This is a genomic window from Mycobacterium sp. 852002-50816_SCH5313054-b (assembly GCF_001667185.1).
Classification (GTDB): domain Bacteria; phylum Actinomycetota; class Actinomycetes; order Mycobacteriales; family Mycobacteriaceae; genus Mycobacterium.
Map to the genome: position 1 here is coordinate 45,636 of NZ_LZIC01000052.1, position 9,495 is coordinate 55,130.

Consider the following 9,495-nt stretch of genomic DNA (forward strand, 5'->3'; position numbering starts at 1 on the left):
GTCAGGACATCCCGGGGACGAATTGGACGATGAGGTCGATTGCCTTGATCCCGATGAACGGGGCGACGATGCCGCCGAGCCCGTAGACATAGAGGTTACGGCTCAACAGTTTTGACGCGCTGCTCGGCGTGTAGCGCACGCCGCGCAGCGACAACGGGATCAGTATGACGATGATGATCGCGTTGAAGATGACCGCCGACAGGATCGCCGACTGAGGGCTGTGCAGCCGCATGATGTTGATCATGTCCAGCCCGGGAAACAGCGCGACGAACATCGCCGGGATGATCGCGAAGTACTTGGCGATGTCGTTGGCGATGGAGAACGTGGTCAGCGCGCCGCGGGTGATCAGCAGCTGCTTGCCGATCTCGACGATCTCGATGAGCTTCGTGGGGTCGGAGTCGAGATCGACCATGTTGCCGGCCTCTTTGGCCGCCGACGTTCCGGTGTTCATCGCCACGCCCACATCGGCCTGGGCCAGCGCCGGTGCGTCATTGGTGCCGTCACCGGTCATCGCGACGAGCTTGCCGCCCTCCTGCTCTCGCTTGATCAGCGCCAGCTTGTCCTCGGGCGTGGCCTCGGCGAGGAAGTCGTCGACGCCGGCCTCGTCGGCAATCGCTTTGGCGGTCAACGGGTTATCGCCGGTGATCATCACCGTTCGGATGCCCATCTTGCGCATCTCGTCGAAGCGCTCCCGCATGCCCTGCTTGACGACGTCCTTGAGGTGAATGACACCGAGCACCGCCGCCTCGCCGTTCAGGCACTCCCCGACGACCAGCGGGGTGCCGCCGCCGGCGGAGATGCCGTCGACGATCTCACCGAGCTGTATGGGCACGTTACCGCCTTGCCCGCGAACCCATTCCGCGACCGAGCTCGCCGCGCCCTTGCGCAGCAGGTGCCCGTCCAGGTCGACGCCCGACATCCGTGTCGCCGCGGAGAACTCCACCCAATGGGCGTGCGCGAGTTCGCCCGGCGTGCGGGCGCGCAGCCCGAAATGCTGCTTGGCGAACACGACGATCGAGCGTCCCTCCGGTGTTTCGTCGGCGAGGCTCGACAGTTGCGCGGCGTCGGCCAGCTGTTCCGGGGTGACGCCGTCGAGTGGGACGAACGCGCCGGCCTGCCGGTTGCCCAGGGTGATGGTGCCCGTCTTGTCGAGCAGCAGCGTGTTCACGTCGCCGGCGGCTTCCACCGCGCGCCCGGACATCGCCAGCACGTTGCGCTGCACCAGCCGGTCCATCCCGGCGATGCCGATCGCCGACAGCAGCGCGCCGATCGTCGTAGGGATCAGGCACACCAGTAGCGACACCATCACGATTCCGGTGACGCCACTTCCGTTGAGCGCCTGGGTGTCCGGGACTCCCGGGTTGTTCATCTTGGAGTAGATCGCCAGCGGCTGCAGGGTCGCGACGGCGAAGACGAAGATGATCGTCAACGCGGCCAAGAGGATGTTCAGCGCGATTTCGTTCGGGGTCTTCTGCCGGTTTGCGCCCTCGACGAGCGCGATCATCCGGTCGATGAAGCTTTCGCCCGGCTTTTGGGTGATTTGCACGACGATCCGGTCGCTCAGCACGGTGGTGCCGCCGGTGACCGCCGAACGGTCGCCACCGGATTCGCGGATCACCGGCGCCGACTCTCCGGTGATCGCCGATTCGTCGACCGACGCAATGCCTTCCACCACGTCACCATCGCCGGGTATCACCTGCCCGGCCTCGATCACGACGATGTCGCCCTGCTGCAGCAGCGGTGCCGCGACCTCTTCCTCCATCCCGGGGGCGCCGGGTTCCCAATTCCTGAGCCGTCGGGCCAGGGTCTGGGTCTTGGCTCGGCGCAGCGTTTCCGCTTGGGCCTTGCCGCGGCCTTCGGCCACCGCCTCCGCGATATTGGCGAAGAGCACGGTCAGCCACAGCCATACCACGATCAGCCAAGCGAACCAGGTTTCGTTGATGACCGCCAGCGCCGTGCTCCAGGCGGCCCCGATTTCGACGATGAACATCACCGGGTTGTGCCACAGGGTGCGCGGGTCGAGCTTGCGCAGCGCGTCCGGGGTCGACCTCCACAGCATCTTGGGGTCGAGCAACCCGCCCTGCACCCGCTTCGTGCCCGTCTGGCCCGAAGGCTGCGTCTGCTCGGACGAATCGACAGCGGTCGCGGTCATCAGTGGATTCCTTCAGCGAGAGGCCCAAGCGCGAGCATGGGCAGGAAAGTGAGGGCAACGAGGATCACCGTGACGCCGGCGACCATCCCGACGAACTGCGGCCGATGGGTGGGCAGGGTGCCCGCCGATTCCGGCGTGTGGCCCTGCTTGGCGAGCGATCCGGCCAGCCCCAATACGAGCACCATCGGCAGGAATCGGCCGAAGACCATGGCCAACCCCAGAGCGGTGTTGTACCAGTTGGTGTTGACGCTGATCCCGGCGAAGGCGGAGCCGTTGTTGTTCGCGGCGGAGGTGAACGCGTAAAGCACCTCCGACAGCCCGTGTGGGCCGGTGTTGAGCATGCCGGCGCGTTCGCCGGGCAGCGCCATCGCAATCGCGGTGCCGGTCAGCACGATCAGCGGGGTGACCAGGAAATAGCTTGCGGCGAGCTTGATTTCGCGGGGGTTGATCTTTTTCCCGAGGTATTCCGGGGTGCGCCCGACCATCAGCCCGGCGACGAAGACCGTGATTACCGCCAGGATCAGCATCCCGTAGAGGCCCGATCCGGTGCCGCCGGGGGCGACCTCTCCGAGCTGCATGTTGAACAGCGTGATCATCCCGCCGAGGCTGGTGTAGGAGTCGTGGAACGAATCGACCGCACCGGTGGAGGTGAGCGTCGTCGAGTCCGCGAACACCGCGGAGTTGGCGATGCCGAACCGCTGCTCGACGCCTTCCATGGCGCCCCCGACGGCGCTGGGTACCGTGCCGTGGTGCTGCAGCTGGAACCACATCATGAACGACACGCTGATCGCGTACAGGGTCGCCATCACCGATGCGATCGCGTAGCCCTGCTTGGTGCTGCCCACCATGCGCCCGAAGGTGCGCGGCAGCGAGAAGCTGATCACCAGCAGCAGGAAGATCTCCAGCCAGTTGGTCCACACCGTCGGATTCTCGAACGGATGCGCAGAGTTCGCGTTGTAGAACCCGCCGCCGTTGGTGCCGAGCTCCTTGATCGCCTCCTGGCTGGCGACCGGGCCGCCGGTGATCGTCTGCTGGGTGCCGCCGAGGGTCGAGGCGACCTGGTCGTGCAGGTGGAAGTTCTGGATCGCCCCGCCCGCGATGAGCAGGATCGCGGCGACGATCGAGATGGGCAGCAGGATGCGCAGCACCGTGCGCACCAGGTCGACCCAGAAGTTGCCCAGATCGCCGGTGCGCTTGCGGGCAAAGCCGCGCACCAGTGCGATCGCCACCGCCATGCCCACGGCGGCCGAGACGAAGTTCTGCACCGCCAGCCCGGCCATCTGGACCAGATGGCCCTGCGTCGACTCGCCGGAGTAGGCCTGCCAGTTGGTGTTGGTAGTGAAGCTGACGGCGGTGTTCCACGCCAGCCCCGGAGTCATTTGGGTGGCCGGATCACGCAGGTGCAGCGGCAATTTGCCCTGCACGAGCTGGAACACGAAAAGGAACAGGATGCTGAGCGACGAGAACGCCAACACGCTGCGCGCGTAGGCGCCCCACGTCTGCTCCGAGCGTGAATCGACACCGATAAGCCGGTAGATCACCCGCTCGACGGCGGAGTCCTTCTCCGACGTGTACACCCGGTACATGTAGTCGCCGAACGGCACATGCACCACCACCAGCGCCACGACGAGGACGGCGAGGAAGATGATCCCCGCTGTTGTTGTGCTCACTAGAACCTCTCCGGAAGCAGCAGCGCGGCTGCGAGATACACGGCAAGGAGCACGGAAAGCGCCAAGCCGATAACGTTTTCGTAGCTCACAGTCGCTCGACCAGCTTCTGCGCCAGCCCGAGCACGGCGAACACCGCGATCGTCAGCAAGACGTAGATCAACACGCCCATCGTGTCTCCATTCCATTCCGCATAAACCCTGCGCACACTTAATGGCCTCATCGAGTCAGCCGCAGCGCAGTACTCGGAGGCAATGCCAGATTGAAACTAGACAGCGTCTATCGGATAGGGCCTTTGGTTGACACTTTCCTAACGGCGCCGCAGTGCGCCTTTACGGTTTCTTTACGCCCCTGGTGGCGTCCCGCCCCTCTGCCGGGTTGGCGTTAAGGTTGGGCCGTTGCCTGTATGGATGTCGTTTGGATTGATAGTGGGCGTTGCGAATTGGGCGTAGACCCAAGTCCATGCGAAGAACCACGCAACGAGACGCTGAATCGCGCATCCTCCAGCCGGGCGCCCCGAAACGACCGCAGTGGTGGTCGCGCCTGCTCGACGGCCCCCACCAGTGGGGATCTCTCGATGCCACGGTTGGTAGATACGGCGTGCAACGCGACCGATTGATCGTCTACCCGCCCGGAAGCACTCCCGCCGATCGTCGGATGGCGCGGCTGTGGCGGGGGTGGCCGATAACGGGCGCTGCGCTCGGGTTGCTCGCGATCATGCTGCTGGGCCACGCCGGCGTCGCACCCGACAAGGTGCTCGCGATCTTCGTAGTCGCTTACGTGGGCATCGGCGCGCTGCTGTTCCTGCGGGCCGGGCCCACGCGCGTGAAAGTCAGGTCGATGTCGGTCATCCTCTTGCCCAACAGCGCCGACGCGCATGAGGAACAGAGCCACACCGAGTGCCGAACCTTGGCCGACATGTTGGTCCGGGCCGACCATCTGTTGGAGAGCGGAGCAATCTCACTGGTCGAGCACGAGGCGATCTGGTGGGACGCCTACGACCGGATCGACGCGATTGCTCATGTCTGACACCCTGTCGCAGACCCCCGAGGCTGTCGCTGCGGCAGCGACTCTGCTGACCGTGTACTTCTTGGCGCGGCGAGGACACGGGCGAAGCCGCATCGAATCGTGGCCGGGCCGGCGAAATCGTAAGGCGTAGAAGCAAAAAGCTGTGCCAAGGAAGCTTCCAATCGCCCCCCTCGGGGGATCGGCGGCTAGCCGGGCCGATCGGTGACCGAATCCTCGATCAGCGGAAGGCGCACCCTGAAGACCGTTCGGCCCTCGGTGGATTCGGCGGTCACCGAACCGTGATGGGCCCTGACGATGGAACTCACGATGGCCAGCCCCAGCCCGATCCCCGAACCGTCAGATCGGGAGGTGTCCGCCCGGACGAACCGCTCGAACAGCCGGGGCAACAGATCCGCGTCGATGCCGGGCCCGTCGTCGGCCACGGTCAGTTCCGCATAGGCAGCTTCCGTCCCGCGGTGGCAGGTGATCCCGGTCGTTACCGTGACGCCCGGCGGCGTGTGCAGCCGGGCGTTGCTGAGCAGATTGCTGACCAGTTGGTGTAGCCGGGCGTGGTCGCCGCGGACCCACACCGGTTCTTCGGGCAGGTCTTTGACCCAACGGTGTGTCGGCGCCGCGACCGCGGCGTCGTTCACCGCGTTGATGACGAGGTCCGCCAGATCGACATCCTGGGTCTGCAGGTCTTCGCCCTCGCCCAGGCGCGAGAGCAGCAGCAGCTCGTCGACGAGCACCGCCATGCGCCGCGCCTCCGACTCGATGCGGGCCAGCGCGTATTCGGTGGTCGGCGGCAGCGCCGAGCTGTCCTGACGCGTCAGCTCGGCGTAGCCCTGAATCGCCGCCAGCGGAGTTCGCAACTCGTGGCTGGCGTCGGTGATGAATTGCCGCATCCGCAAGTCGGACTCGGCCCGATGCGCCAAAGCGCTATCGACGTTGTCCAGCAACCGGTTCAGCGTGTGTCCGACGATTCCGACTTCGTTGTTCGGATCGGTATCGGTCGGTCGCACCCTGGCGCTGATCCGGTGGTCGCCGTCGGTCAGCGGCATCGCGGCAACCTCGCCGGCGGTCGCGGCGAGCCGGCGCAGCGGGCGCAGGGTGGACCCGACCACCCACACGGTGAGCCCGGCGGTCACCGCCAGGGCCGCCGCGACCAGCAGCGTGGTGGTGAGTTGCTTGCGAACGATGATCTGGTCGGCCCGGGCTAGCGATACCCCGACGATCAGAAGGTCGGCCCCGTTGATGCGGCTGTCGACGCGATACGAACCGAGGCTGCCAAGCTTCTCGGTCCGTGGCGGCGCGTCGGGCCAGGACTGCGCTTCCAGGGCGCGGACGACGTCGGGCGGCGCGGGCCGCGCTTCGGCCTCGGAGAAGACCGCCGAGCCGGTCACCCTGCCGTCGTGCAGCACGGCGATGAGATTGCCCGGCGTTTGATCGGTGAATTCGAGCATGGCCTGCGCGATCGGCTGGGTGCTCCGTTGCGCCGCGGGATGTTCGCCGTAGCGGTACCTGGTGTACGAATTGCTGAGGGCGTCAAGGGATTGGTCGACGTCGGCATCGCTCATCGCGGTGACATACCCGCGCAGGCTCAGCACCGAGACGATGCCGACGGTCACCAGCACCAGGCTGACGACGGCCAACACGCCCAAGAGCAACTGGCGGCGCAGCGAGTGGGGAAGCCACCGCGGACGGTCCCTGGATGCCGTGTTCCCCTCGCCGGTCATTCCGGCGGTCGCAGCATGTATCCCACGCCACGGACGGTGTGGATCATCGGCTCGCGGCCGGAGTCGATCTTCTTTCTCAGGTACGAGATGTACAAATCCACGATGCTGGTGCGGCCGGCGAAGTCGTAATTCCAGACGCGGTCCAGGATTTCGGTGCGGCTCAACGCGCGCCGGGGATTGCGCATCAGGAAGCGAAGCAATTCGAACTCGGTCGACGACAGGGATATCGGTGTGCCACCGCGGGTGACCTCGCGGCTGGCGGTGTCGACGTGCAGGTCGCCGATTTTCAGGGATTCGGCCGCGGGTGGCGGCTGCTGGGTGGAGCGGCGCAACAACCCCCGGAGCCGCGCGACGAGTTCCTCGAGGCTGAACGGCTTGGTCATGTAGTCGTCCGCGCCGGCGGTGAGGCCGGTGACGCGGTCCATCACCGAGTCGCGCGCGGTGAGGAACAGCGTGGGGGTGTAGGCGTCGGATTCGCGGATCCGCTGCAGGATCCGCAGCCCGTCCACGTCGGGGAGCATGATGTCGAGCACGAGCACGTCGGGGCTGACGCTCTCGAACTTTGCGAGGGCCTCGCGCCCGTTGTGGGCGATGTCGACGACCCAGCCCTCGTAGTGCAGCGCCATCTTCACCAAGTTGGTCAGTGCGGGCTCGTCGTCGACCAGCAAAACCCGGATCGGCGAGCCGTCGGCACGATATATGCGGGGCAGCTGCCCCAGGATGGCCTGGCGTGGCCGTTGGCTGCCTGCGCGTCCCGTCATCACGGTCATGTTCCTATATTCTCCCAAGCGCACATGTCGTTGTCACGGAGCTCATAGAGTTCTCAAATAAACCCTGTTTCGTGGCTAACATCAGGGCCCGCTCAAATATGTGTTTTGTAGGTGTCGCATCAGCGAGCTTGAGATGAGATAATCATCCAAAAATACTGGCATGCATGGATGTTGGTTTGACAGCGCCGAGGCGCTTGGGGCGGTAGTGCTCCAAATCACAGCCATACGATTGGAATTCATTGATCATGAGGCGCTGTGCTTCAGCAGATGCCGTCGCGGCCGGATGGGTGCGCACGACGGCCGAAGACAAAGTTGTCCCGAGTCTCGTTAACGCAGAGTTTCGTGATGTTACGAATGTTGGCATCTCTCAATGAGTTTCATCGCGCGAGTGTCGTGCGCCCCGTCGAGAGCGGATTCGTCGACGGTTGCTGATTGTGGGGCGTTCGGTTTTGCCGGCTGCCCGACTTGCGCCGCAGAACCCGGTGGTCGCGCTTCGGTCGAGCGGGCAAGCCCGACGGGCGTCGACGGCGATGTTCCCGCGTCCGTCGGCGCACTTGGTGGTGATCGCCGCCCCCGGGCGGCGGGGCACCGCTCGCGTTGGAGACGTGCTCGCACTCACCACGGCCGTCCGCGGCATCGGCGCCCCGTACGCGAGCTCCGCATAACGGGACCAGCAAACTCGAGCAAAGGATAGGAACGGGCGATGGACTTTGGCGCGCTGCCACCGGAGATCAACTCCGGTCGGATGTATCTGGGACCGGGACCCAGAACCTTGTTGACCGCTTCAGCGGGGTGGGAATCGCTGGTCGCCGAACTGACCGACGCCGCCAGCGGATACCAGTCGGTGATCGCCGGTCTCACCGACGAGTCCTGGCTGGGACCGACGTCGCTGTCGATGGCGGCCGCGGTGACGCCCTACATCTCGTGGATGACGGCGACCGCCGCGCAATGCCAGCAGTCGGCCACCCAGGCGACGGCCGCCGCGGCGGCCTTCGAGACGGCATACGCCATGACGGTGCCGCCGCCGCTGATCGCGGCCAACCGCGCCCAGCTGATGGGGTTGATCGCTACCAACATCTTCGGGCAGAACACGCCGGCGATCATGGCCACGGAAGCCGAGTACAGCGAGATGTGGGCGCAAGACGCCACGGCGATGTACAGCTACGCCGCCAATTCGGCCGCGGCGTCGGCATTTTCGACATTCACCCCGCCGCCCCAGACGACCAACCCGGGCGGCGTCGCCGGGCAGGCCGGCGCCCAGGTCGGCAGCAACGCCCAGCCGAAGACGGCGCAGTTGATGTCCTCGGTGCCCCAAACCTTGCAGACCCTGGCGACCCCGGGCGCCGCCTCCAGCACCGGGCTGTCGCCCGCGGCGGCGGGCACCGCGGTGTCGCTGGGCTCGTCGGGGGCTTCCGCCCCGCTCAGCGCGCTGTCGAGTCTGACCGGCGCGAGCAAAACCGCCACGAAGGGCGCCAGCACTGGCGCGAGTGCGCTCTCCGGATTGACCTCGAGCCTCACGTCCGCGTTGGGCGGGAACGGACCCGCCCTGCTCGATGTGTTCGGCCTCGGCTCCGACCTGGCCGGCCTGGGCGGCGACGGCGCCGGTTTAGGTACCGATGGCGCCGGAATGGGTTTCGACGGGTATGGCCTGAGCCTGGATTTCGCGGGCTTGGGTTCGCTTGAGGGAGCCGACGGGGGAGCCGCCAGCGGTCTGGGAGGCCTTGGGCCCCTCGGGGGCCTCGGCGCGGCAGCGTCCGCGAGCGTGGGTCAGGCGCCCTCGCTCGGCACCTTGTCGGTGCCGCCGACGTGGGCCGACGCCGTCTCGTCGGTCACTCCGCTGCCCGCCCTGGACGCCAACGCGATGCCGGGCGGCTGGGGTGCGGCGCCCGCGTCAGCGCCCACCGCGGGCATTTCGAAACTACCGTTGGGTGGCATGGTCGGGCGCGAGTCCGAGGGTTCGGTCCAGCGAATCGGGTTCCGCCCCACGATGTTTCCGCGCTCGCCCGTGGCCGGGTAGCGCGGCCGGACAAAACGACGGGGCCGCACACCCACGGGTGTGCGGCCCCGTTTCGAACGTGCGGTGTCAGGCCCAGCTGGACCCGACGGCGCTGTCGGTGCTGGCCATGTTGCTGCCGGCGCTTTGCACCTTCTGGCCGTGGGAG

At 66.4% G+C, this 9,495-nt stretch carries 7 protein-coding genes and 1 pseudogene; 2 read left to right on the top strand and 6 right to left on the bottom strand.

Annotated features, from left to right (window positions below; all coding sequences use genetic code 11):
* Position 1 precedes the first annotated feature (1 nt).
* Genes kdpB through kdpF form a run of 3 tightly spaced genes read right to left on the bottom strand, consistent with a single transcriptional unit; the run spans position 2 to position 3,911 of the window.
* Entirely contained in the window at positions 2 to 2,152 is a 2,151-nt protein-coding gene (kdpB, locus tag A5787_RS11105; RefSeq protein WP_066965974.1) for a potassium-transporting ATPase subunit KdpB, read from the bottom strand.
* A complete protein-coding gene (kdpA, locus tag A5787_RS11110; RefSeq protein ID WP_066965978.1) occupies positions 2,152 to 3,822 on the bottom strand; it encodes a potassium-transporting ATPase subunit KdpA in 1,671 nt (556 codons plus the stop codon). Before kdpA ends, kdpB begins: the two co-directional genes overlap by 1 nt.
* Positions 3,822 to 3,911 (bottom strand): K(+)-transporting ATPase subunit F, encoded by a 90-nt coding sequence (gene kdpF / locus A5787_RS28120; protein WP_156763889.1) that lies wholly within the window; start codon positions 3,909 to 3,911, stop codon positions 3,822 to 3,824. Before kdpF ends, kdpA begins: the two co-directional genes overlap by 1 nt.
* Before the next feature lie 370 nt (positions 3,912 to 4,281).
* On the opposite strand from kdpF, the gene A5787_RS11120 reads away from it, so the two are divergent.
* Positions 4,282 to 4,848 carry a DUF6611 family protein gene (locus A5787_RS11120; protein WP_369829106.1) on the top strand — a complete coding sequence of 189 codons (567 nt, stop codon included), beginning with the start codon at positions 4,282 to 4,284 and terminating at the stop codon, positions 4,846 to 4,848.
* 185 nt (positions 4,849 to 5,033) lie between these two features.
* Here the strand turns inward: A5787_RS11120 and A5787_RS11125 are convergent, their stop codons facing one another.
* Together A5787_RS11125 and A5787_RS11130 are read right to left on the bottom strand one after the other, a co-directional pair.
* On the bottom strand, positions 5,034 to 6,563 hold the full coding sequence (locus tag A5787_RS11125; RefSeq protein WP_066965987.1) for a cell wall metabolism sensor histidine kinase WalK: 1,530 nt from the start codon (positions 6,561 to 6,563) through the stop codon (positions 5,034 to 5,036).
* On the bottom strand, positions 6,560 to 7,333 hold the full coding sequence (locus A5787_RS11130) for a response regulator transcription factor (protein WP_066965990.1): 774 nt from the start codon (positions 7,331 to 7,333) through the stop codon (positions 6,560 to 6,562). Before A5787_RS11130 ends, A5787_RS11125 begins: the two co-directional genes overlap by 4 nt.
* A 703-nt stretch (positions 7,334 to 8,036) precedes the next feature.
* On the opposite strand from A5787_RS11130, the gene A5787_RS11135 reads away from it, so the two are divergent.
* Entirely contained in the window at positions 8,037 to 9,350 is a 1,314-nt protein-coding gene (locus tag A5787_RS11135; RefSeq protein WP_066965993.1) for a PPE family protein, read from the top strand.
* 66 nt (positions 9,351 to 9,416) lie between these two features.
* Here A5787_RS11135 and A5787_RS11140 read toward each other — a convergent pair.
* Positions 9,417 to 9,495: pseudogene (locus A5787_RS11140) on the bottom strand (type VII secretion protein EsxI); the annotation flags it as partial.

Excerpts from the sequence above, each read along its gene's own strand:
- A5787_RS11135 (WP_066965993.1), top strand. The coding sequence starts at position 8,037 with ATGGACTTTGGCGCGCTGCCACCGGAGATCAACTCCGGTCGGATGTAT.
- A5787_RS11120 (WP_369829106.1), top strand. The coding sequence starts at position 4,282 with ATGCGAAGAACCACGCAACGAGACGCTGAATCGCGCATCCTCCAGCCG.
- kdpB (WP_066965974.1), bottom strand. The coding sequence starts at position 2,152 with ATGACCGCGACCGCTGTCGATTCGTCCGAGCAGACGCAGCCTTCGGGC.
- A5787_RS11125 (WP_066965987.1), bottom strand. The coding sequence starts at position 6,563 with ATGACCGGCGAGGGGAACACGGCATCCAGGGACCGTCCGCGGTGGCTT.
- A5787_RS11130 (WP_066965990.1), bottom strand. The coding sequence starts at position 7,333 with ATGACCGTGATGACGGGACGCGCAGGCAGCCAACGGCCACGCCAGGCC.